General features: G+C 38.7%; 21 protein-coding genes and 4 pseudogenes. 22 read left to right on the forward strand and 3 right to left on the reverse strand.

Translation table 11 applies throughout. The features are described from left to right. Together MZO41_RS04110 and MZO41_RS04115 are read left to right on the forward strand one after the other, a co-directional pair. The coding region (locus tag MZO41_RS04110; RefSeq protein WP_252129645.1) for a bacterial Ig-like domain-containing protein at positions 1 to 700 on the forward strand (700 nt) is incomplete at its 5' end. 334 nt (positions 701 to 1,034) lie between these two features. Then, positions 1,035 to 2,622 (forward strand): annotated as a pseudogene (locus MZO41_RS04115) (transposase). Positions 2,623 to 2,628: 6 nt separating this feature from the next. Here MZO41_RS04115 and MZO41_RS04120 read toward each other — a convergent pair. Continuing rightward, on the reverse strand, positions 2,629 to 3,366 hold the full coding sequence (locus MZO41_RS04120; protein WP_003642868.1) for a helix-turn-helix transcriptional regulator: 738 nt from the start codon (positions 3,364 to 3,366) through the stop codon (positions 2,629 to 2,631). A 237-nt stretch (positions 3,367 to 3,603) separates the two neighbouring features. On the opposite strand from MZO41_RS04120, the gene MZO41_RS04125 reads away from it, so the two are divergent. The 13 genes and pseudogenes from MZO41_RS04125 to MZO41_RS04185 all read left to right on the forward strand — a co-directional run bounded on the left by MZO41_RS04125 (position 3,604) and on the right by MZO41_RS04185 (position 14,388). Beyond that, positions 3,604 to 4,053 carry a KxYKxGKxW signal peptide domain-containing protein gene (locus tag MZO41_RS04125; RefSeq protein ID WP_003642867.1) on the forward strand — a complete coding sequence of 150 codons (450 nt, stop codon included), beginning with the start codon at positions 3,604 to 3,606 and terminating at the stop codon, positions 4,051 to 4,053. Between the two features lie 102 nt (positions 4,054 to 4,155). Beyond that, positions 4,156 to 4,731, forward strand: a complete 576-nt coding sequence (locus MZO41_RS04130; RefSeq protein WP_003642866.1) for a BspA family leucine-rich repeat surface protein — start codon at positions 4,156 to 4,158, stop codon at positions 4,729 to 4,731. 131 nt (positions 4,732 to 4,862) lie between these two features. Beyond that, positions 4,863 to 5,090 (forward strand): bacterial Ig-like domain-containing protein, encoded by a 228-nt coding sequence (locus MZO41_RS04135; RefSeq protein ID WP_003642864.1) that lies wholly within the window; start codon positions 4,863 to 4,865, stop codon positions 5,088 to 5,090. After that, positions 5,091 to 5,576 carry a bacterial Ig-like domain-containing protein gene (locus MZO41_RS04140; protein ID WP_003642863.1) on the forward strand — a complete coding sequence of 162 codons (486 nt, stop codon included), beginning with the start codon at positions 5,091 to 5,093 and terminating at the stop codon, positions 5,574 to 5,576. It abuts the gene before it with no gap. Positions 5,577 to 5,590: 14 nt separating this feature from the next. Beyond that, entirely contained in the window at positions 5,591 to 6,001 is a 411-nt protein-coding gene (locus MZO41_RS04145; RefSeq protein WP_003642862.1) for a MarR family winged helix-turn-helix transcriptional regulator, read from the forward strand. 147 nt (positions 6,002 to 6,148) lie between these two features. Beyond that, positions 6,149 to 6,868, forward strand: a pseudogene (locus tag MZO41_RS16965) (transposase). A gap of 299 nt (positions 6,869 to 7,167) precedes the next feature. After that, positions 7,168 to 7,317 (forward strand): hypothetical protein, encoded by a 150-nt coding sequence (locus MZO41_RS04155; protein ID WP_022638785.1) that lies wholly within the window; start codon positions 7,168 to 7,170, stop codon positions 7,315 to 7,317. Between the two features lie 493 nt (positions 7,318 to 7,810). Next, entirely contained in the window at positions 7,811 to 8,128 is a 318-nt protein-coding gene (locus MZO41_RS04160; protein ID WP_003642858.1) for an LPXTG cell wall anchor domain-containing protein, read from the forward strand. Between the two features lie 80 nt (positions 8,129 to 8,208). Next, the gene (locus MZO41_RS04165) at positions 8,209 to 8,790 is read left to right on the forward strand and encodes a hypothetical protein (RefSeq protein ID WP_003642857.1); all 582 of its coding nucleotides are present in this window, start codon (positions 8,209 to 8,211) and stop codon (positions 8,788 to 8,790) included. A gap of 2 nt (positions 8,791 to 8,792) precedes the next feature. Further along, positions 8,793 to 9,854: a WxLIP family cell surface protein gene (locus tag MZO41_RS04170; protein ID WP_003642856.1), complete on the forward strand. Its 1,062-nt coding sequence runs from the start codon at positions 8,793 to 8,795 to the stop codon at positions 9,852 to 9,854. Between the two features lie 23 nt (positions 9,855 to 9,877). Beyond that, positions 9,878 to 11,689 (forward strand): hypothetical protein, encoded by a 1,812-nt coding sequence (locus MZO41_RS04175; RefSeq protein ID WP_003642855.1) that lies wholly within the window; start codon positions 9,878 to 9,880, stop codon positions 11,687 to 11,689. Positions 11,690 to 12,020: 331 nt separating this feature from the next. Further along, the gene (locus MZO41_RS04180) at positions 12,021 to 12,467 is read left to right on the forward strand and encodes a MarR family winged helix-turn-helix transcriptional regulator (RefSeq protein WP_003642854.1); all 447 of its coding nucleotides are present in this window, start codon (positions 12,021 to 12,023) and stop codon (positions 12,465 to 12,467) included. Positions 12,468 to 12,728: 261 nt separating this feature from the next. Further along, positions 12,729 to 14,388, forward strand: a pseudogene (locus MZO41_RS04185) (IS1182 family transposase). Here MZO41_RS04185 and MZO41_RS04190 read toward each other — a convergent pair. Beyond that, positions 14,364 to 15,337: pseudogene (locus tag MZO41_RS04190) on the reverse strand (ISL3 family transposase); the annotation flags it as partial. The pseudogenes MZO41_RS04185 and MZO41_RS04190 overlap by 25 nt on opposite strands. Before the next feature lie 272 nt (positions 15,338 to 15,609). On the opposite strand from MZO41_RS04190, the gene MZO41_RS04195 reads away from it, so the two are divergent. Then, positions 15,610 to 16,389: a DeoR/GlpR family DNA-binding transcription regulator gene (locus MZO41_RS04195; RefSeq protein ID WP_003643590.1), complete on the forward strand. Its 780-nt coding sequence runs from the start codon at positions 15,610 to 15,612 to the stop codon at positions 16,387 to 16,389. A gap of 83 nt (positions 16,390 to 16,472) precedes the next feature. Here MZO41_RS04195 and MZO41_RS04200 read toward each other — a convergent pair whose 3' ends face one another. Beyond that, positions 16,473 to 17,447: an AraC family transcriptional regulator gene (locus tag MZO41_RS04200; RefSeq protein ID WP_128650820.1), complete on the reverse strand. Its 975-nt coding sequence runs from the start codon at positions 17,445 to 17,447 to the stop codon at positions 16,473 to 16,475. A 125-nt stretch (positions 17,448 to 17,572) separates the two neighbouring features. On the opposite strand from MZO41_RS04200, the gene MZO41_RS04205 reads away from it, so the two are divergent. The 6 genes from MZO41_RS04205 to MZO41_RS04230 are packed head-to-tail and all read left to right on the forward strand — an operon-like array spanning position 17,573 to position 23,610. After that, entirely contained in the window at positions 17,573 to 18,901 is a 1,329-nt protein-coding gene (locus tag MZO41_RS04205) for an MFS transporter (RefSeq protein ID WP_003643588.1), read from the forward strand. Continuing rightward, a complete protein-coding gene (gene rhaB, locus MZO41_RS04210; RefSeq protein WP_003642942.1) occupies positions 18,901 to 20,367 on the forward strand; it encodes a rhamnulokinase in 1,467 nt (488 codons plus the stop codon). Before MZO41_RS04205 ends, rhaB begins: the two co-directional genes overlap by 1 nt. Further along, entirely contained in the window at positions 20,368 to 20,682 is a 315-nt protein-coding gene (gene rhaM / locus MZO41_RS04215; RefSeq protein ID WP_003642941.1) for an L-rhamnose mutarotase, read from the forward strand. It abuts the gene before it with no gap. A 36-nt stretch (positions 20,683 to 20,718) separates the two neighbouring features. Continuing rightward, positions 20,719 to 22,002, forward strand: a complete 1,284-nt coding sequence (locus MZO41_RS04220) for an L-rhamnose isomerase (RefSeq protein ID WP_003642940.1) — start codon at positions 20,719 to 20,721, stop codon at positions 22,000 to 22,002. Between the two features lie 42 nt (positions 22,003 to 22,044). Next, positions 22,045 to 22,896 (forward strand): rhamnulose-1-phosphate aldolase, encoded by an 852-nt coding sequence (gene rhaD, locus MZO41_RS04225; protein ID WP_003642939.1) that lies wholly within the window; start codon positions 22,045 to 22,047, stop codon positions 22,894 to 22,896. 24 nt (positions 22,897 to 22,920) lie between these two features. Beyond that, a complete protein-coding gene (locus MZO41_RS04230; protein WP_003642938.1) occupies positions 22,921 to 23,610 on the forward strand; it encodes a YczE/YyaS/YitT family protein in 690 nt (229 codons plus the stop codon). Positions 23,611 to 23,645 lie beyond the last annotated feature (35 nt).

Raw genomic sequence — 23,645 nt, forward strand, 5'->3', positions numbered from 1 at the left:
GACCGATGAAGCTGGCAGCGTATTGAAATTGAGTGATATAACTGTTAGTGGAACAGTGGACCCAACGAAGGCGGGCCGTTACGAGGTCACGTATAGTTACACGGACGCGGCGGGTAACGCAGTTACCAAGACAGCTACCATCACAGTAGTGGCGTCTCAAGCAAGTATTGACACCAAGGACAGCACGTTAGTAGCGGGCCCAAGTACTACCTGGAAAGCCGCCGATAACTTTGTGAGTGCGACCGATGAAGCTGGCAGCGTATTGAAATTGAGTGATATAACTGTTAGTGGAACAGTGGACCCAACGAAGGCGGGCCGTTACGAGGTCACGTATAGTTACACGGACGCGGCGGGTAACGTCGTTACCAAGACGGCCACAATTACTGTGATTGTGAAATCAAATCCGGTAACACCAGGCAAGCCAAGTCAACCAGCTAAGCCAGTTAGTCCAGTGACACCAGATCAGACAAATCAATCGGCTAAGTCAGATCAAAGAGCAAAATCAGATCATCTAACGACCTTCAGTCAAGTAACATCAGTGAAGTCTGGGAGTGCATTACAAACGACAACCTCACATAACGAGTTGCCGCAAACTGATGAATCAACGCAACGTACCATGACTTTAGGTGGATTATTGCTATTAGTAACGACGAGTCTGCTTACTTTCTTAGGAGGAAAAAAGCGTCGTAATCAAGACTAAGGGTGGTATGATATAGCTGAAGGCTTGGAAATAAAAGCACAGCTTAAAAATTTTGAGAACATGTTAATGCTGAAAAATATGTTAACGGAATGTATCTTTACTAGGTTTAATCAGTTCATTCTAATTATCAAGATTATGAGCTGCAATTGTCAGAAAATCCGAAAATTAAGTAACTATTAGTAAGAAGAGACTGTGACATAAGTCTCCATAACAAAGGCCGGTCAGGAATAATCTTCAGATTATTCCTGACCGGCCTTTGTTATGATAGAAATAAAAAAGAATATCGTTCGTACCCGATACTCTACGAAATTATCCCCGAAAGGACATTCCTAATATGCAAGACTATTATAACATGAATCAAACTGCTTTGATTATCGCTTTAGATTGCCCACCAGAAGAAAGTCATCCAGCTCGTTACATTAATCAGTTGGCCAACGGCTTAAAAATAAAATATGATTACCAGTTCGGACGGCCACGGGAATATAACCCTAGACCCATGTTAAAACTGTTCCCTTTTAGCGTACAGTTACGGTACCTTCAGTAGTTGTAAGATTGAACGTTTTACCTGTGAAAATAAGTCAGCTGAATGGCTAATTGTCGATCAAGGGCCATCTTATCGCAAGATTTGTCGCTTTAGAATTTCCGATGAACTAGCCACTTTGACAACCGAGAGTTTATCGCAAATGACCCAATATCTGTGTCAAACTGGCATGATTGATGATGTTTCTTTTATTGATGGCACCAAAATTTTAGCCAATGCGAATAAATACAGTTTTGTCTGGAAAAAGAATATGGTTCGGGTTGATAAGCTGAATTACGAAAAATTAATCGCCCTGTTAGGTGAATTGCATGAAGCGAAGATTGTTGGTGAAGCCCAACTGGGTCGAATCTAACGCTTGAAATGTTAGATGTCATGATCAGCAAGGTCGAGGGCCACTTGGTGGTCCTCAATGAAACCGTGGTAGCAACTAAGAAAGTGTCCCCAACCCCGGGCAAGTAGCAACGATGGACTATTAAATTGAAGAAAAGAAAACTCATCGAACGCCTGAATAAAATGCGTGAACATCAAGCCCAACAAGCAATCTATGGTCAGCGTAATAGCTACTCTAAAACAGACCACGATACCACCTTTATGCGAGTTAAGGAAGATCCGATGCAAAATGGTCAATTGAAACCCGCTTACAACTTTCAAATCGCCACGAGAAATCAATTTATCACTAGATAGCAGTTGTTTCAACATCTAACTGACACCTGAACGTTACCGACATTTATTCCACCTTTGAAGGCCAACAATATGTTAGGTACCACCATCATCGCCGATGCCGGATACGGTTCGGAAAGTAATTATCGGTACTTAGAAGATGAACTTGAACAGCATATCGCCTTAATACTACCATACGGGACGATGTTCAAAGAGAATAGTCGGAAATAGCGCAGTGACGATCGTAAAGTTATGAACTGGGATTATCATGAGGATGACTATTTCATCAATCCCCAAGGTGTGAGATTCAACTTCAATACCTATCGCCAGTGGACTGATAAGTATGATTTCAAGCGAAATTTGAAAGAATACTTCGAGGCTAACCAGCGTGCCTTGTTTTCAGTTCCAGAAACCGGTCAGATCCTATGCCCAATGCAAGATCGATGTTGAACCGGTTTTTGGTAAGATGAAGACTTCTTTGCGTTTTAATCTCTTCTCGGTGCGTAGTTTGAGAAAGTTACCAAAGAAGCCGGTATTGTCGTCATGGCGTTAAATATCATGAAACTGGTGACATTAGGGACCAGCTTAAAAAATCAAAGACTCAAGCAAATAGGACGAGAAACCAAAAATTCGGTTTCTCGTCCTATTTGCTTACTTTTATTTTATGCAGAAAGTCCGTTCTCATAAGCAAGAACTAGACCGAATGAGAATACTAAATTGAAAGTGGCTAATGGTCTTTAACTATTTTATTTAACTCACGATATTTACTGGGAGATATAGCAAATTTTTTTTTAAATGCTTTTGAAAAGGCTGACTTATCGTAAAATTGAAGTTTGTGTGCAATTTCAGTTACGGACATATTTGTTTGTAGTAAAAGATGTTTGGCCTCGGTGAGTTTTACATGTTGAATGTAGTAGTTGATAGAGAAGCCAAGCTCCTTTTGAAATAGCTTAGTCGTATAAACAGCATTTAAATTTAAATTTTGCAAGATGCTTTGTCGGCTTAACTTTTTATAACGATGGGAATCAACATAATAAACAGTCAGAGCCACTTGTTTTGATAGATGCTTGAAGTCTATGGCATTGTCGATTTCATCGATGAATGAAAAAAAGGTAGTAACAATGTCGTTTAATGTATTTTTAAAATTTTCTGTAGAACACTCGGTCTGATTTAAATAATTGATAAATAATAATCTGAGCTCTAGAAAATTAATACAATTCAATTTATTACTATAACTACTGGCAGTTAAGTCGCTAGTTAAGCCAATCAAAGAATTGGTTAGCACTTCAGAGCTAATCCCGGTCAAAGAATTATTTTTAATGAAGCAAGAAATTTTCTTATGAGCATGAGAATAGTCGTGAATTGAGAAAAAATATATTAGGTCATGTTCTAGCAAAGAAAAAGATAATATAAATTTTTGATCATTTGGCGACAGGTTTAATGGACTTAAGATTACTCTTTTCATATTGAGTTCTCCTTTTTAGAGTAAATGTTAAAAATTGATTGAGCAGGTACAATATTGATTAACTTGGTACAACAGTACTTGTAAAAATATACACTTAAAGATTACAAGATGATATGATGTACAGGGTTAATTGTTAAGATGCACATATGTGCATCTTAACAATTATGACTGAAATTTTATTTTTTAGCTTATCATAACACGGAATAAAAAAAGATTACTGAATTAGGAGGTTCTTTTATGAGTAAAAAAATCTATGTCGGGGAATTGAAAACACATTACAAATTGGTTAAAAAGGGAAAGTCTTGGGTAGTAATAGGCATTACAACTTTCTCTGTCGGTTTGAGTGTGCTTTTCACTAACTATTCCATTCATGCGGATAGTGTGGATGTTGAAAATGATAGTATAGATTCAAGTGTCACTGGTACAGAGTTCCATACGGTTACTTTAAAATCTAGTGTTACAAAAAATAATGATAGTAATCTGAATGAAACTAATGAGGGTAGCCAAGAGATTACTAATGTGACAAGTATCGCAGACAGTCAAAGTTCAAACAATGCGGCATCTAGCAAAGAAGAAAGTGGTAGTAGGAATAAGACCACATCGACAATTGCAAGTTCAGCAAGTACCACTGACAGTAAAAGTTCAAGCAGTACGGTATCTAGCGCGGAGCCAATAGCTGATAGCTAAAATATTGACAACAGTAAAGCTGTTTCAGTTACTCAGAGTTCAGGAGTTAGTGAGAATGAAAAAAGTACTGCCGAAAAACCAACTATTTCAAAAACAACTGCTATGAGTAGTAACAGTAATTTAGTTGAGTCAAAAGTTACTACGAAGTCTGATCAAGTTGTGGCACTGAAAACTAAAGCAGCTATACAACCTAAGGCAGTACAAGGTGAAACAGGAACATGGGGAACGGTAGATTGGACCTATGATAATAGTACAGACACTTATACTTTCGGTGGTGGGATTGCTGGGACATCAGGTGCACCATGGCCGCAAAGCTCTAATTTAATATTTACTGATAAGGTAACATTACCGACTGATTGCAGTAATTTATTTTTTGGCATTCAAAGTATAAAGGGAGAGACCTGTTTAGATACGTCACAAATAACTAATATGTATAGCATGTTTAGAACGGCTAAAGTAACAAATTTAGACTTAAGTTACTTTGATACATCAAAGGTCACAAATATGAATTGTATGTTTGATAGTTGTAACAGTTTGACAAATCTAGATTTAAGTAATTTTGATACATCAGAAGTAACCGATATGAGTAATATGTTGAAAAATCTTATAGGATTAAGAAAATTATTTTGGGACAAATACGGGTTCTATCAGCTGATGCAAATTTCCCCAATATTATAAAGACAGAAACATATTCCGGTAAACGGCAATATGTACAAGATATAGATGGCAGTGTTATCAAAGATGGTGCTACGTATACTTCGGCTGAATTGAATCAAGAATTACCTGCCGGTACTTATGAATGACCAAAATTGGCGATCATCTATACAAAAGATACCCATTATATTGCGGGGCCAAATAATGGGCAATGGCAAGTTGAAGACAACTTTATTAGTGCTATTACTGGTAATGGTGAGACGTTAAGTGTTAATGATATGACCGTAACTTACGGTAGTGCGGGCCAACCAGATTTAAGTAAAGCTGGTACCTATACTGTGACTTACAGTTATACTGATGCTAGTGGCAATAAAGTAAGTTAAATGGCAACAGTCACGGTAGTTGCCAGTCAAGTAGGGATCAAAACGAATAATAGTACATTAATGGCAGGTCCGATGACTAAATGGCAAGCTGAATATAACTTTGTTAGTGCCACGGACGAGCATGGTAAGGCGTTAGATTTCAGTAAAGTGAAGGTCACGGAGAGTGTTGATCCAACGAAGGCTGGTACTTATACGATTACGTATAGCTACACCGACGGTGCAGGCAATGTAATTAAAGCCACGGATACGGTGACAATAATTTCTCAATCAGGTCTAAGCACACCAGCGAAGCCAGGCGAACCAAGTAAGACGACAATGTCAGATGAATATAAGTTGCACAGGAAACCAACTAAGAATCAATATGTGTCTCACAAGTTACCTCAAACTGATGAAACTAATCAGCAAGTAGTATCGATAAGTGGACTATTAATGTTAGCTGTCAGTGGCATATTGAGAGTTCTTGGGATACGGAAACGACAGGATTAAGATTAGGTGGGGCTATGTTAGAAGATAAAGACATAAAATTTCAACTTGAAATTTTTGAAAAATTATTACAAATACGCCGTCATATCGATCAATTGTTGACACTGGAGTTAACTGAAACAAATTTATCTATGAGAGAGTGGGAGCTACTGATGTATGTTAATCAACTTCAGAAGACTAATATAAGTAAACTAGCCAGACTATCGAGAATACAAAAAACATTAGTATCCAAAAACATTTGGCAATTAATAAAACTAGGATTAGTTCAGTCACAAGTCAATCAAAAAGATCGGCGACAGCTCAACATTTCAATGACAGTAGAAGGTCAAAAACAAACAAGGACGATTGAAAGACAAGTTTACCGTAATTTAAAGAATCCGCAATTAGCTGAAGAGCTAATGGGCTTGTCAAAAAAGTCATGGAACTAAGTCGTAAATTGAATTGAATTAGTTCAAAAAATCAAATAAGAAATTGTGACTAAATTTTTCAATAAAAAAGACCATTGATGGATATACTCCTACCAAGGTAGACAAGCAAATAATTAAAGTTTGTCTATTTAGGAAGGAGTATTTTTCATGGGCCGAAAAGGTTCAAGGTATAGCCTGAAAGAGAAACTCTTCTATATTAGATTGGTGAAGGAGGGTGTATCGGCTAAGTCAAGCCGCCGAGAGTACGGTATTCATGATTCACAAGTAGCACAGTGGATCATGCGATATGATGACGGTGGGCCAGAAGCACTGAGTGGTCGTCGACATCGACGCGCGTACTCAGAAGAACTCATGCTTGAAGTGGTCTAAGCATATTTAGCAGGCGGAACTTCATATCCACAACTAGCCAGACAATATGGTATTCCAAATCGTTCCGTTATCTATCAGTGGGTTAACCGGTATACTAGTGGTAAACCACTCAGAGCCAATAGGAGGGCCTCCCCAATGAAAAACGATAGGAAAACCAATCAGATTGAACGAATCGAAATTGCACAAGGGACCATTGCCAATGAAATGAACTACGGCGCCGCGACCACTCACTTCAATGTGTCTTATAGTCAAGTGTATGCCTAGGTCAAGAAATTCAAGCAAGGCGGCCCCGACGAACTCGCAGACCGTAAAGCTAAAGAAGATAACGGTAAATTTACTGAATCAGAACTTAAAGATCTTGAAATCAAACGCCTTAAAGCACGGCTAGAACGTGTCTCTACGGAGGTCGCGGTTTTAAAAAAACTCCAAGAGTTCGAAAGGATAGATGCACTTCAGAAGAAAAATATCAAACCGTTCAAACACTCTCACAAAAAATAAATCCCGACACTAATCAACCGTATGGCATCATTTTTATGTGTAACTATGTCGGAATCTCTTGTGCCGCATACTACAAGTAGACTCACCTTGAAGATGGTAGTCATGACTTTAACCCTGAACAGCCGAATATTACCTGGTTGACCGATTGTAGTGAGCTTTGATGGCACAACGCCTGCGCTAAAAGCAACCCATGGTGTCAAACCTGAGATTTTACACTCTGACCAGGGATTGGCCTACACATCAGGTGCATACAACACGTTTAGATAGAAAGCTTCTGGAGCCAATTTAAGACCGATGAGTTGGCATTCAAGCAAACACTCTCTGAAATTGAGCTCGTTAACATCATCAAGAAGGACATCAATTGGCATAACACGGCAAGACGCCAATTGACACTAAACGGCATGACCCTGGAAGAATACCAGAATCATGCCGTTCAAGGAAGTGTATAAGATTTTAATTATTTAATAGTCTACTTGACACGGAGTCACTCCTTCATAGTACCGTCCTTTTAGTTTCGATAAATGATAGTGATTGTGACATGGTAATGCATTGTAAAATAAATTTCATCAATCATATGATAAATTATTTATAGTTATTAATAGTACCATGAATTACTACAGGCCATACTATACCCTTAGAGCGAAATTCAAAAAAATTATGCTGATCACTTGTGATGGTTATATGATATCTTTATTGCATATTAATCATAAATATTTTGGAGAATTTGGATTGGAAAGCTTTCTTCAAAAAACGTTTAAATAGGTTTAGATTATATGAAATGATAATATAGTAATTGAGAAAAAATTATAAATTTTTTATTTCAGACAAATTTGAATCATAAAATGAAAGCTTTCTAAATAGCAATTCATACCAATAGTTTAGATTACTGATTAGTTGAGATGTTATTTTTTGCTTCAGCATTTAATCAAGGGGGATGGAAGTATGTTAAAACACCAGAAGTTAAATTTAAAATTTGAAATTATATCTAGTGTTTTAGTAATGTGTTTTGTTTTAAGCGTATTTATGCCAGTTTATGCAGATAATGATGCAGTAGGAACTACTAGAATTAGCTTTGTGTCAAGAACAAATCCTCAGAGACGACCTGAATCTAGTAGAAAACAACCTTCAAAAATTAAACATCAAAATAATATGATTTTACCACAAACTGATGAAAGTCAAGATAGTGTTTATAGTTGGATTGGCTTAAATATTATAGGGGTTATTATATTCGCAAAACTTTTTTTATATTCTAAACGATGATATAATAAAATTAATCATATTGTTAATGATTAACCATAGGATATACTGCGATTATCATTTTAGAAAGTAGGGGGATTTATATGATTTCAAAAAAAGAATTAATTATTGCTACTGGTTTAAGTCTTGCATTGTTTACTCTTAATACACCAATGATGGCAAATGCTGATAGTACCACAGCAACTGGCCAAGGTGATACAACAGTAACGTTTACCGCACCTACAACGGGTAGTTTGGTTTTAAATAAAGTACCTAGTTATGACTTTTCGTCGCATGAATTGGCCAGCAGTTACAGCGGATTTACTGCAACTGGTTCACAAGCATATGATGTTACGGATTTGACAGGTGGAAATACAGGTTACACAATTACGGCGAATGCAAGTACTTTGAAAAATGGAGCCAATGTTTTACCTGTCAGTACATTCACAACTACTACAGCAGACGGTGTTGCTGACGCTACAACCGGGGGTAAAATTTCCGGTACTAGTGCTGCTGTAAATATTTATCAGACCGCGAATACGGTAGCAACTGGTAATGAGAACTCAAATGGGAACCTTACCTCGGGTACTACAGGCGCAACCATGGCTTTGGCAACAGCGAATGGCGTCAAAGCAGGAACATATAGTGGCACCATAGATTACAATATTTCTACTAATTTGGATTAACAATGAAAAGTATGAGTTGTAAGCAAGTCTCTTCTTTTAAATGTGGAGGCTTGATCATAAGAATGTCTTTGATGTTTTTTATTATTATGCTTGGCTTCTTTTTACAGACAGCCAAGGCTTGGGCTGATACGGGAGCTGAATTCAGTGTAACTATAAATAAAAATAGTTATCAGGCAGATAACAGTAAGCCATACTTTTATTTAAAGATACCACCGAAAACAGCAACTATGTTATCTCTAAACATAATTAACCAGAGCAACCGGGTTAATAATTATACCGTAACAGCTAATCGCGCCTTGACGAACTCAAATATGTTGATTGATTACTCGCCGATGAAGGCAGTTGCTGGATCTCATTTATCAAAAGATTTAGATTTCAACAATTTTATATCACCAAAAAAGTTATCTGTTCAAGTAAAAGCACATAGCAGTAAAACTATTAAATTAAATCTTAAAATGCCCGCGAAAAGATTTGAGGGGATAATATTAGGGGGCATTTATGTTCGTAAAAATATTACCCAGAAAATAAAAAATGGATATACTAATCGATTTAATTATGTAACTCCCATTCTATTGAAACAGAATAATAACAAGGTAGTTCCTTCTTTAAAATTAAGAAAGGTCAGCTTTGCTACTCAAAATTTAACTTCAACAGTTAATGTAAATTTATCAAACGTAAACAAGGCATATGTGGACGATTTAAAAACCCATGCCAAAATTTATCGTCAAAGTAAAAAAGATAAGGTTATTATTGATGATAAACAGATTAATCGCTCAGTGGCTCCTAACTCAGATTTTGTTTATCAAGTGCCTGTATCAGGTCAAAGTTTGAAACCTGGTACTTATGTGCTGGATTTTAAGGTTACATCAACAAAAGAAGCTAAGGAGTGGCACTGGATTCGGACTTTCAAGGTGTCACCGGAAAATGCTCAAAAAGCGGCAACGGTTTCGTATAAAAGAATGGGAGTTCCTAATTGGATTTGGACCTTGTTAGGGTTATTGCTATTAATATTATTAATTTTGGTTTATCTTTTGTTGAAAAAGAGGAGAAAAGATAAGGATTAGTTTTTTGGAGGAGCGGAAACTAGATGGTTAAACGATTCTTAATACGATTGGGTATAGCGATGGTCAGCCTAGTTGGTTTTTGCTTTTTAGGTGTAAATCTTCAAATAGTTAAAGCAAGTATTACAGTATCGGGTAGTAACTACACTGTTACAAGCGGTAATGATCTGTTTAATTTATTAGCTAATACTTCATCATATTGGTCAAGTAGCAATATACCGCCCGAAAACATGACAATTAAAGTGGCTAATACAGTTACTTTGCCAGCAAGTGACTCAACATTGTATAGTGGACTGAAAAATGTCACCGTTGACTTTCAACAACACCAGTTTTACGTTTCTAGTCCAACATCATCGCGGATTTTAGTTCCTAAAGCAAGTAGTGCACAGTTAACATTGTCTAATGTTAACAACACCAGCAACAGTACTAGTAATAGTATTAGTAATGTTCCAAGTCCGTCTGGTAATGGAGTAGGAAGTTATTATTATAATACCTATTATGGAATGTTGTTTTCAGCTGATTTTGGTTTGTCGGGTGGGACAACTGATTGTTCAGCACAAATAACATACAATAATGTCGTTTATGATATGCCTAACAGTGTTGCATATAATCAACCGTTGACTACTTACTTTGTTCCAATAAATTTTACTGGAAATAATACAATTAATACCTCTGTTAGTGGTCAACAGTTAGGAGAAATTCCCAATATTAAAGTAAGTTCCGGCACAACGACATTAAGTGGTGGGGATGGATCTGCAAAATTTGCTGGTGCGATGATCTATCCATATTATAATAATTTAAACAGTAAAGTTTTTCCCATTGATATTTCATCGGGGTCAACTCTGAATTTAGATAATAAAGATACTGGAGTTCCTATGTTTGCATTTATAGGAACAAATAATGCGGTAACCATTAATAATAATGGAACATTGAATGCAATTTCCACTGGTACCACGTCTTCTACCACATTATTTGGTACAGGGACAAATGGTGTAACATTAAATTCCAATGCTGGTTCAAAAACTAATATAAAAACTGGTACTGCTGCTTTTAATTCAAAAATGAGCACAGTAAAATTGATTGGTAATTTTGCAAATACTTCTAGTACAGTGATTACTTCAACTAATTCTTCACCTTTAGATAATTCGAGTTCATGGGGGAATAATAGTTTAATGACCGTAAGCACTGGAGCAAAATTAGCAACTTATAGCGGTGGCTTCAATGGTGGGGGATTAACTAATAATAGTACGAGTACGATTCCTTTTAACTTTGTAGGTGGTAGCACTTCTCAAGGCTATACATCTACTGACGTTCCATCTGATGCTGATAGCTATCTGGTATTGACACCTAATGATTCTGTTTTTAATACTTTTGGAAGCACTGTAGATTCGAGTAAGCTAACGGCTATAACGGATAATGCAATGCTTATTTCATCACAGTTAATAGGAACGGAACTTGGCAGCGGGACTTATAATTGGAATTATGGGCTTGATAAATTGACAAGTAGTAGTCAGTATCTATCGAGAACTTCTGGAGATACTGTGAAATTTCGGGTGATTGATACTCGCGCGGCTAAACCTAATTTTTCAATCACTGCTTCGTACACTGAAAAACAACTCGGACAACCATTTACAATGTGGTTTAGGAACGGGATGACTGAAACTCAGCTATCAACTAATGCACAAACGGTTTTGTCTAGTAACAATATGTCGGCTAATAACAGTGTTTATACTGCTACTTTTGATTCTGATTCTGGTTTATTGATTAAGGCAAATAATAAAGCTAAATCTGGAAGCTTTAGTGGGATAGTAGATTGGACCTTAAGTAATGGTTTATAAATCTTTTTGTTAAGCATTTATATCAGTTGAACTGAGCACACCAGTGAAATCTGGTAAACCAATTGAACCAATTACATCAGTGGTATTGGGTAAACCGGTTAGGTCAAGCATATCAGTGAAGTCAGGCAAGCCCAGCAAACTGACGTTGTTAGATTGAGATAAGTTGTACAAGGAAATCGACTGGGAATCAATATGTGTGTCACAAGTTGCCTCAAATTGATGAAACTAATCAGCAAGGATTATCGATAAGTAGAATATTGAAGCTAGCTGTCAGTGGCATATTGGGAGTTCTTGGGATACGGAAACACCAGGATTAAGATGAGGTGGGGCTATGCTAGAAAATATAGACATAAAATTTCAACTTGAAATTTTAGAGAAATTATTAAAAATACGCCGTCATATCGATCAATTGTTGACACTGGAGTTAACTGAAACGAGCTTATCTATGAGAGAGTGGGAGTTACTGATGTATGTTGGTCAACTTCAGAAGACTAATATAAGTAAACTAGCAAGTCTATCGAGAACACAAAAAACATTAGTATCCAAAAATATTTGGCAATTAATAAAACTAGGGTTAGTTCAGTCACAAGTCAATCAAAAAGATCGGCGACAGCTCAGTTTTTCAATGACAATAGAAGGTCAAAAACAAATAAGGACGATTGAAAGACAAGTTTCCCGCAATTTAAAGAATCCACAATTAGCTGCAGAGCTAATGGGCTTGTCAAAACAAGTCATGGAACTAAGTCGTAAGTTGAATAGAATTAGCTTAAAAAATTAAATAAGAAGTTGTGACTAAATTTTTTAACAAAAACTGGAGTGTGAAAATCTGTGAATTTTCGCACTCCAGTTTTGGGTCTCTGTCAACCGGTGTTGATGAAGTTATATTTAGGAGGCTGTGACATAAGTCTCTAGAAACAAAACAGGTCTGGAAAAATCTTCGGATTTTTCCAGACCTGTTTTTGATATAATAGAAAATAAAAAAAGAGCATCGGTCGCACCCGATACTCTACGAAATTATCCTCGAAAGGACATTCCTAATATGCAAGATTATTATAACATGAATCAAACCACTTTGAGTATCGCCTTGGATTACTAACCAGAAGAGCATCGTCCTGCTCGTTACATCAACCAGCTTGTTGAGAGTTTAAAACTAAAATATGATTACCAGTTTGGCCGTCCGCGGGAATATAACCTCGGTGCCATGTTAAAACTGGTCCTTTTAGCATACTGCTATGGCATTTTCAGCAGTCGTAAAATTGAACGGTTTGCCCGTGAAAACAAGCCAGCTGGGTGGTTAATTGCCGACCAAATTCCGTCCTACCGGACGATTTGTCGCTTTAGAATTTCTGATGAACTGGCCACTTTGACAACCGATAGCTTATCACAACTAACTCAATATCTTCGTCAAAATGGCATGATTGATGATGTTTCATTTATTGATGGAACTAAGATCCTAGCCGACGCCAACAAGTATAGTTTTGTTTGGAAAAAGAATACGATACGATTTGACAAGATGAATCGCGAGAAACTCGTTGACCTGTTGCGAGCTTCATGAAGCTAAAATTGTCGGTGAAATTCCGGCAGGATCAGAGCTGACTCCCGAACTATTGGATATCATGATTAGCAAGGTTGAGGATCACTTAGTGGTCCTTAATGAAACCGTGGAAGCAACTAAGCAGGTTTCCCCGAACCCAGCCAAACAGCAACGCCGGACTGTTAAATCACAAAAACGTAAGTTGGACAAACGACGTGATAAAATGCGTGAACACCAAGCACAGCAAGCAAGCTATGGTCAGCGTAACAGTTACTCTAAGACGGATCACGATGCCACCTTTATGCGGGTCAAGGAAGATCCGATGCAAAACGGTCAATTAAAACCTGCCTACAACGTTCAAATCGCCACGAGTAATCAGTTCATTACGGGATATCGGCTTTTCCAAAATCCAACCGACACACGAACCTTACAACCGTTTATTGAACATTTAAAGGCCAACAATGTGTTAGGTCACACCATCGTTACCGATGCCGGATACGGTTCCGAAAGTAATTATCGGTACTTGGAAGATGAATTCGGTCAGCATACCGTTTTAATTCCATACGGCACAATGCTTAAAGAGAATAGTCGAAAATGGCAAAGTGATGACCGTAAGGTTATGAACTGGGACTATCATGAAAAAGATGATTATTTTATCAATCCGCAAAACGTCCGGTTTAATTTTAATGCTTATCGTCAACGGACTGATAAGTATGGTTTTACCCGTGACTTTAAAGAATACATTGCCGAAAAGTATGATGAAAATCATCAACTAATTGCCGCGGCACTAACACCAAAAGGATATCTTAAAAGGATTTCCGTGAACGAAAATTGGGAATATTTCAAATCGAAACAACGAGAATTACTTTCAGCTCCAGAAACTGGTTAGATTTACGCTCAATGTAAGATCGATGTTGAGCCAGTTTTTGGCAAGATGAAGGCTTCTTTACATTTCAATCGATTCTCGGTGCGAGGTTTCGACAAGGTCACCAAGGAAGCCGGAATCGTAATACTGGCGTTAAACATTATGAAACTGGTCACGGTAGGGACCAACTTTAAAAATCAAAGGCGTAAGCAAGTGGGACGAGAAACCAAAATTCGGTTTCTCGTCCCATTTGCTTATACAGAGGCTAGTTATGTCACAGCCTCCTGTGCGGCTTGGTAGGTTTGTCGAAACTGTTGGTCTAGATTTAAACCGGCTACGACTAATTGCTCTTGTGTCATGCGATTTTTAATATACACAAACCATTGGGACTTGCGCTTTTCGAGGCCGTCATAATCTTTTAAATATAACCGCCAATAATATTTAAGCACTCGGTATTCACGACTCTGAGGGTTAAAGCGTTTCATGAGTTGGACCCGAGTTTGATTCAAAGATCGTAAGGCCATTTGAACAAGGTGAAAGCTATCCGCGACCAGTTTGGCGTGCAGAAAGAGTGTTCGAATCGCGGGTTGATATTGAGAATTAAAGTCCATCACAACCCGAGTTACGCGGTCACGATGACGTTTAGAATAATGATTGAGAAAAAAGTCTTTAATATCGGCATTCTTACGTCCTGGTAAAATTGTAATGATGTCGTGGGTTTGGGCATCCACCGCAATAAAACTCATTTGTTTATCAGTTGAACGAAACTCGTCGATACAAAGCATCGTTGGTAGTCCGTTGAAAGCTGGTTGGGTACCTTGTCCGAGCAACTTTATTCGGCGACTAATCGTATTGGTCGAGACATTGTATTGAGCCGCAATACTCGCCATCGTACGGTCTTCAGTTAATGATAGATCAATGGCATGCAGACTGTTTTCAGATATTTGATGATGTTTTTAACCAGCGTAGTCGTTGTTAAACTACTTTTACCACAATTTTTACAGATAAATCGCTGCTTCTTTAAGTTAAGGATGGTGACCCGTTCGCTAATTCTAGGAATTCTGATGTGAACGGTCTTAAAGCCATCCTTAACCATGGAACGTTTGCCACAACGTGCGCAAACAGTAACCGGATACGTTAGCTTCGCAAGCACTTGTAAGCTTCCGTTAGTAGCTCCTTGAACAACTAAATCAGTAATATTTGGGTCTTTAATTTGGAGCAGCACTTTAGTAGAATGGTCTTGGAACATATCTGACACTCGCTTTCAATTGGTTTTGGTCGACTTGATTGTAGCACAAGCCGATATGTCCTTTTGTTGTACATAAAAATGGTATTGATGGATTTTATCCATTAACACTAAATATCATAGGCCCCAAACTAACTTCCATCAACAATCAGTATATGTTGACGTTACGGCGTTTTGTATTCAATTCGACGTAACATGAAACTCATTCAATTTTTTCCTGTTTAATTGTTCAGATTAAGGTGAAAAAATTCAGAATTGTTCAAATGGAGGGCAATATGGTAAGTCGAGATGATCGTGTTTTACACATACTTAAGATATTGAACAAACACCCCAGAATTAGTGTGAAAAGACTAATAGAACTAACTGGCGAAAGCGTTTCTACAATGCGACGCGATCTAATTGTTTTGGAACAGTCGGGAAAAGTCAAAAGGACATTTGGAATGGTCTCTTTATTGGAAAATACCAATATTGAATTTGCGTCACCTTTTCGATATCGGACGCATGTCGAAGAGAAAAAGGTAATTTGTCGATTATTAGCAAGAAGGGTTATCAAAGATAATCAAGCACTGTTCATTGATCCGAGTACAACGACGGCGTATTTACCGAATTACTTATCGGAGCGACAAAACGTCAAGGTGATTACCGACAATCTGCAGTTCGCGATTGCTGCTAATCAAATGACAAATTTAAATCTATTCTTAACTGGTGGTTCGTTACGGCCTAATTCCAATTCATTATTGGGTAATCATACAATTCAAGATATTGCGATGTTTAGACCGCAGTTAGCAATTGTTTCTTGTAGCACGTTGGATAATACGGGAGCGTATATTGCAGATATGGATCAGGCAGATGTTAAGATTGCGATGATGAAAAGTGCTCGTGAAAGCATTCTTGTTGCAGACCACACTAAGTTTCAGTCTGTTAATTCTGACTATATTCGGTTAGCCAGCTTTCCTGCCTGGTCAAAGATTGTGACTGATAGAGCACCGAAAGATCAGTTTTTAAAACATATGGCGGCACTCGGTGTTAAAGTCATTTACCCGGGGTCTAAATAAATTTAGTGAAATAATAAATATCGGCCATTAGTTTGTATCACTATATAGTGAATACAGACTAATGGCCGATATTTGCGTTATGCTTAGCGATCAGTGCTGGGGAGCGTCTTATAATAATTTTTATACTTCTGATAAAAGAATGTTTTGTTCTTAATTCCGACTTGTTCCATGATTGTAGCGATGGGTAGTGAGGTAGATGCAATTAGCGTGTGGGCTTGAATTAGTCGTTGCCGAGTTAGAACTTCACTAAAAGTTTGGCCAACTTCAGACTTGAAGATGTTACTTAAATAATTTTTATTATAATTATAGCGATTTGCTAATTCCTCCAAGCTTACGGTCTTATACTCTTCGGCAATTGCTTTTAGGACCTTAATGGCTAGCAGACTAGATTTATTTTCTTGATGAGGGCCATTCAAAGGATATTCACGAACCAATTGGACCAGTAAAATTGATAAATAGGATTTAATAATGCTGTTCGAAAAATCACGCTTTAAATAATACTCATCGATGATCCGGTCTAAAGTTTCCTGGACTTCGGTATTACGCTTTTTGGTAAATACGAGGTAGTCCCGCTTATGGTTACTATCTTCAATAACTTGACTGAGCAAAAAGTCATAAAAAATGTTATTGCTTCTACGAAGGTCATTTAACAGGTTAATACTGATGTTTTTGGTTCTGAAAAGAATGTTTATTAACAAATTATTATCACCTAAAGCCTTGATTGAGTGCGTTGATCCTTCATCTAAAAGCAATAAATCACCGGTATTTAGCGTTATCTTCTTATCATCAACAATTTCAGTTGCATGACCTTGTAGCATATAGTTCATTTCCAAAAAAGTATGAGTGTGAGTTGGATAATCTGCATAGCGATTATGACGACTGATATAAATGTCTTTATTCTTAAAAAAATAATTACTTAGTACGCGTCCATGTTCCTTTAAAGAAAGCTCCTGGTTAATGGCATAGGGTGGCATGTCTTCAACGAAACAGTGAGACGCTTTTTGCTTTTCTTCAATCAACGTTGTTTGCTTTAAAGCGTTCAAAATACGTGTGTTCATTCACAATCCTCCCTGTAAATATGATACTAATGTACCTTTTAAGAGTTATTGTAGCACCTTAATGGTGGCGGTTACAATGTGCTTGTAAATAAATGAAAACGCTTACCAAAAGGAGGGTATTTAAAATGAGTAATAACCAAAAAGAATCACACGGCTCAACAATTGCCGTATCAATTACTAATTTTTTGGATTCTGGGTCAATTGTTGCTGGTGCAAGTGGTTTAACACTATGGACTAAAGCCTTGGGATTATCAAGCTTTCAGGTTGGACTACTAGGTGCATTGAGTGCCAATGCATTTGGTTCTGCGATTGGGGCTTTGATTGGTGGTCACTTGTCAGATAAATATGGTCGGAAAGTTATCTATACCTATGACATGCTTGTTTATATGCTAGGGACGATTATTGTGGCAGCCTCAGTTAATTTTCCAATGTTATTAGCCGGCTTCCTGATTACTGGGATTGCGGTCGGCGCTGGGGTTCCTGCATCGTGGACTTATATTTCAGAAACGTCAGAATCAACTAATCGGGCGGAGAACATTGGTATTTCACAATTCGCTTGGTCATTAGGGCCCGCCATTATTTTTGCAGCCGGTGTTGCCTTATCGCCACTAGGTGTCATGGGTAATCGGATCTTATTCATTTTCTTAACAATTGTTGCCTTTATTGCATGGCGTCTTCAAAGTAAATTGGACGAATCACAAGTCTGGGTTGAACAGAAACAACACGAGCGGGCGACTGGTGAGAAGCCACATCCATATCGTGACTTATTCTCAAATGTCATTAACTTAAAGTCATTGCTATTTTTAATTGGTGTTTACATGTTCTGGAATCTAGTTGCCGGTGCAATGGGCTTCTTTATGCCATACGTTTATGAAACTGCTGGTGGGTTAACAAATCTACAGGCCAACTTACTGCAAGCCGTCCTTTGGATCTTTACCGCAGTTGCCACTTATGTTGGTTTTGCCCGCTATGGTGATCGTGCTAATCACCGAATCTTCTTTGCAGTTGGGGCTGCAATGGCCGTCGTTTCTTGGGTTGTCCTGACATTTGCCGGGATGAACTGGACTAGTCTTTGGATTTTCGTTGCTGTTTGGGGCATCTCCGCAGGGATCGGGGCTCAAGCGTGGTACGCACTATGGGCGACTGAATTATTCCCAACTAAGTATCGTGCAGGCTCTCAAGGCGTGATGTTCTTCGTCGTCCGTGGCTCAGCTGGTATTTGGTCAATTATCTTCCCAACTATTCTGACGACGATGGGCTTCAAAGCTGCCGGAACATTTATGATTGGATTATTGTTAGTTTCATTGATTATCGGGGTCATTTGGACACCTCAGACTCGCGGCAAATCACTGGAACAAATTACAAAGGAACGTTATGGTGACGAATTTGACGAAAGTGACGCCAAAGATAAACAGACACCGATTAATTCAAATGCTACTGGAGATGTGAAGTAATGAAATCTTATATTGCCGTAGACATTGGCGCTTCTAGCGGGCGTTTAATGCTCGGTCAGCAAAAGCGTGGCCAGCTAACGTTAAAGGAAGTGCATCGTTTCTCCAATGGATTTGCGATGAAGGATGGTCATGATCGCTGGGATGTTGATCATTTAATCCATGAAATCTTTAAAGGCCTTGAAAAAGTCAAAAAGATGGGGATAAAGGATGTTGAGTTAGGAATTGATACTTGGGCAGTTGATTATGTACTTGTCGGTGAAAACGGACATAAATTGGAGGATCCAATTAGTTATCGTGATAAGCGGACACATAATGCGATCCAACAGTTAACTAGCGACCTACCCAAAGAGTACATTTACGAAAAGACTGGCATTCAGTTCCAAGACTTTAACACGCTCTATCAATTGTATAAAGAGAATCATGATTTATTGGCTAAGACGGACAAGATTATGATGATGCCGGATTATCTCGGATATGTTTTGACGGGTAATGCAGTTACTGAAATCACGAATGCCTCTACCACTCAGATGTTGAACTTGCGTGTCGGTTTATTTGATAAAGATTTGTTAGGCAAAGTCAACGTGTCTCAAGACCAATTTCCACGACTAGTTGAGTCCGGATCGGTTCTGGGAAATGTGAGCCACAAATGGCACACTCAATATGATATTCCGGAAGTTGAAGTTGTGACGGTCGCAACCCATGACACGGCCTCGGCGGTTGTTGGAACGCCAGGTGAAGGTGATCGGTGGGCATTCCTTAGTTCAGGAACATGGTCACTACTAGGAACTGAGTTAAATGTGCCAGAAAATGGATTACAAGCATTTCATGAGAACTATACGAATGAATGGGGCGCATACGGGACTTACCGATTCCTAAAAAACATTATGGGGTTGTGGGTTGCCCAATGTGTTCGTCATGAACTAGGTGATCAGTATAGCTTTGGTGAACTGGCTGACTTGGCGCAACAAGTAAGACCATTCCAACAATTCATTGATATCAACGATGAACGCTTCACTAATCCCGAAAATATGATTAAGGAACTCCAGGATTATTGCCGTGAAACAAAGCAGACGATACCGGAAACACCGGGTGAATTATTCCAGGCAATCTATTCTAATCTGTCTTTGTTCTATGCCAATGAATTGAATAAACTTGACCGTATCTTGGGCTACCACATTGATACACTGAATATTGTTGGTGGCGGAAGTAACGTTGCTCTGATGAATCAGTTAACGAGTACCCTGGCTAATATCAAGGTTGTGGCGGGTCCGAGTGAAGCCACTGCAGTTGGAAACATTATGGTTCAAATGATTACTAGTGATGAAGTAGAGAACATTGGAGCGGGCCGGCGGTTGATTGAAACGTCATTTGATCTAAAGCGGTACTTGCCGGAGACCAATAAGTATGGCGACATTTTAAAAGAGTATCAACGATTTCTAACAAATAAATCTAAGGAGATGGTTTAAATGGTTCGGTTAGGACAAGTGATGTATTTACACAAAGACGCCTACGAAGAATATGCTAAACGGCACGCGGAACTATGGCCAGAAATGAAGACGGCGCTTAAGAAGTATGGTGCAACGAATTATTCAATTTTCTTAAATAAATTAACTGGCCAAACCTTTGCTTACCTTGAGGTTCCAGACGAAGCGACTTACAACGAGATCGCTGAAACTGATATTTGTAAAAAGTGGTGGAAATATATGGAGCCGTTGATGGATACAAATGAGGACAATAGTCCAGTCACGACTGATTTACAAGAAGTCTTTCATTTAGATTAACCTGAATTACTTATTGAATACGAGGAGGAAATACTAATGGTTAAAACTGACGAAGTCGAAAAAGCCTATCAAGTTGCAAAAGAACGTTACGCTGAAATTGGTGTTGATACTGAAAAGGCCATGGAAGCACTAAAGAAGGTCAAGTTGTCTGTTCATTGTTGGCAAGGTGATGATATTCATGGTTTCTTGAACCCTGATCAAGAATTAACTGGTGGGATCGGTGTTTCGGGTGATTACCCAGGTATTGCGCGGACTCCAGATCAATTAACTGGTGACTTGCACGAAGCATTATCATTAATTCCTGGGAGTCATAAAGTCGCTTTGCATACTTTGTATGCGGTTACAGATAAGAAAAAAGATTTTAACGAAGTTGGTCCGGAAGACTTCAAATATTGGGTAGATTGGGCTAAACAAGAAGGTATTGGCTTAGATATGAATCCAACCTTCTTCTCCCATCCAATGGTTAAGCATAACTTTACGTTAGCTAGTCCTGAAAAGTCAGTACGAGACTACTGGATTGAAGTTGGTAAGAAATCGCGGGAAATCGCAAATTACTTTGGGCAAGAATTAGGCCAACAATCGGTTAATAACTTCTGGATTCCAGATGGTTTTAAAGATAACCCAATTGATAAACAAGCACCACGGGAACGGTTGATTGAGTCCCTAGATGAAGTCTTTGCCAAGAAGTACGATGAAAAGAATACGATCGAAGCTGTCGAAGGTAAGCTGTTCGGTACGGGGATTGAATCTTATACGGTTGGCTCCCATCTGTTCTATAACAACTATGCCATCAGCCGGGGCAAACTCTGGACGATTGATGCTGGGCACTGGCACCCAACGGAAGATGTTTCGGATAAGTTCTCTGCTTTCATGCCGTTTGGCAAAGGATTAATGTTGCACGTTTCACGTCCAGTTCGTTGGGACAGTGACCATGTTGTAATCTTTGACGAAGCTTTACAACGGATTACTCGGTCATTGGTTCGTGATAACGAGTTGGAACGGACTAACATCGGTTTAGACTTCTTTGATGCTACGATCAACCGAGTATCTGCATGGGTTATCGGTGCGCGGGCAACGCAAAAGGCCTTATTACAAGCGATGTTAGCACCAATTGATGATTTGAAGAAAGCTGAATTAAACTACGACTTTACGAAGCGGTTGGCGGTTACTGAAGAATTGAAGTCCTTCCCATTTGGTGCTGTTTGGGATGAATTCTGCTTGAAGAACAATACACCAGTAGGAACTGATTGGCTTGATGAAATTCATAACTATGAACAGAAAGTCCAATTCCCTCGGGACAAAAAAGTAGTTACGGAATAACGACGGTTAGTTACAACAAAAATTAACAAGAAAAGGTTGGCAATGATTATGACAGACTTTATTGATTCACCATATGTACGTGATATGGCACAAACAACGGAAAATTTATATCGACATGGCTGGGACGAACGGAATGGCGGCAACGTGAGTCTACGACTGACTAAAGAGGAAGTTGAAGCCTATGCTGGTACGGATAAAGTTTTACGTCAGATTCCAATTAAATTTGATGCCAGTGAATTAGCGGGCAAGTATTACTTAGTTACGGGAACTGGCCGGTACTTTAAGAATATGGTCGAATTTCCAGAACGTGACATGGGCTTGATTCGAATCAGCGAAGTCGGCAACAGTGTTGATTTAATGTGGGGCTTCAATGATGGTGGTGAACCAACTAGCGAATTTCCATCACACTTAATGAGCCACATTGCTCGGTTGAAGCAAGATCCTGATCAACGGGTTATCATGCATTGCCACCCAACTAACTTGGTTGCAATGACCTTTACGATTCCGTTGTCATCTAAGCGGTTCAGTCGGACGCTATGGAAGATGCATCCAGAATCAATCGTTGTCTTCCCAGAAGGCGTAGGCGTTATCCCATATATGTGCCCAGGAACTAATGAAATCGGTGAAAAGACGGCTGCTAAGATGGCCGACTACCGGGTAGTTGTATGGCCACACCATGGCGTCTTCGCAGCTGGTGACTCTCTGGATGAAACTTACGGGTTAGTTGAAACAGTTGAAAAGTCAGCATTAATCTACACGACGATTCGTGAACAAGGTGGAGAAGTCTTGCAATCGTTGACCGACAAAGATTTCCGTGACTTAATCAAGCGTTTTGACTTGAAAGCCAATGAAGACTTCTTAACACCAGATGCAGTCGGAGCAACGGTTGACTAAGTTTGGCCTGAGAAGAGGGTTATCATGGCAGTTACCAAGTTAGTGATGCCCAATCATGATTGGCTAAAACGATGGTTATTTCTCGGATTATCACTCCTAATTAATTCGATTGGTCATGCATTAACCGTTGTTATGAACTTGGGCAGTGCAGTATGGACAGCTTCAGCAGTAAATCTGTACCATCTATGGCCACTAAGCTTGCGAGCGACATTGTTTACTTGTGGTGTGCTGGTGGTTACTATGAATGCTATCTTGATTCACCAAATCATTTGGCGACGTGTAATCGGTAATTTGTTATTTACTTTACCGTTCAGTTTCTTGATTCAATGGTTTACTGACTTGATTCAGCGGAGTGAGATTGCAGAATTACCGTTGGCATTACGAATTGTCATCGATGTGTTTGGTGTGCTATGTGTTGCTTTAGCGACATCAATTTATCAACGCGCAAACTTAGTTCTGCATCCGAACGATGACTTTATGCAGATTATACGGTTCCGCTATGTGCATGGAAATGCTACAGTGGCGCAAATAGTTCACTATATACCACCGATAATTATTATGATGATTACGTTTGGCGTTAGTGGGCACTTATGGGCCGTCAATGTTGGTACCGTTATTTGCTTGTTCTTTCAAGGCACGTTCATTGGTTTCTTCGATAAACATATCTTTCTTAATTTAAAGCATTACGGATTAGATACGATGCAACGTAATTGATTTTTAAATGGGGGTCTGAATCTCTTGGCGAGGTT

The sequence above is a fragment of the Lactiplantibacillus sp. C232 genome (assembly GCF_023806725.1).
GTDB lineage: Bacteria > Bacillota > Bacilli > Lactobacillales > Lactobacillaceae > Lactiplantibacillus > Lactiplantibacillus plantarum.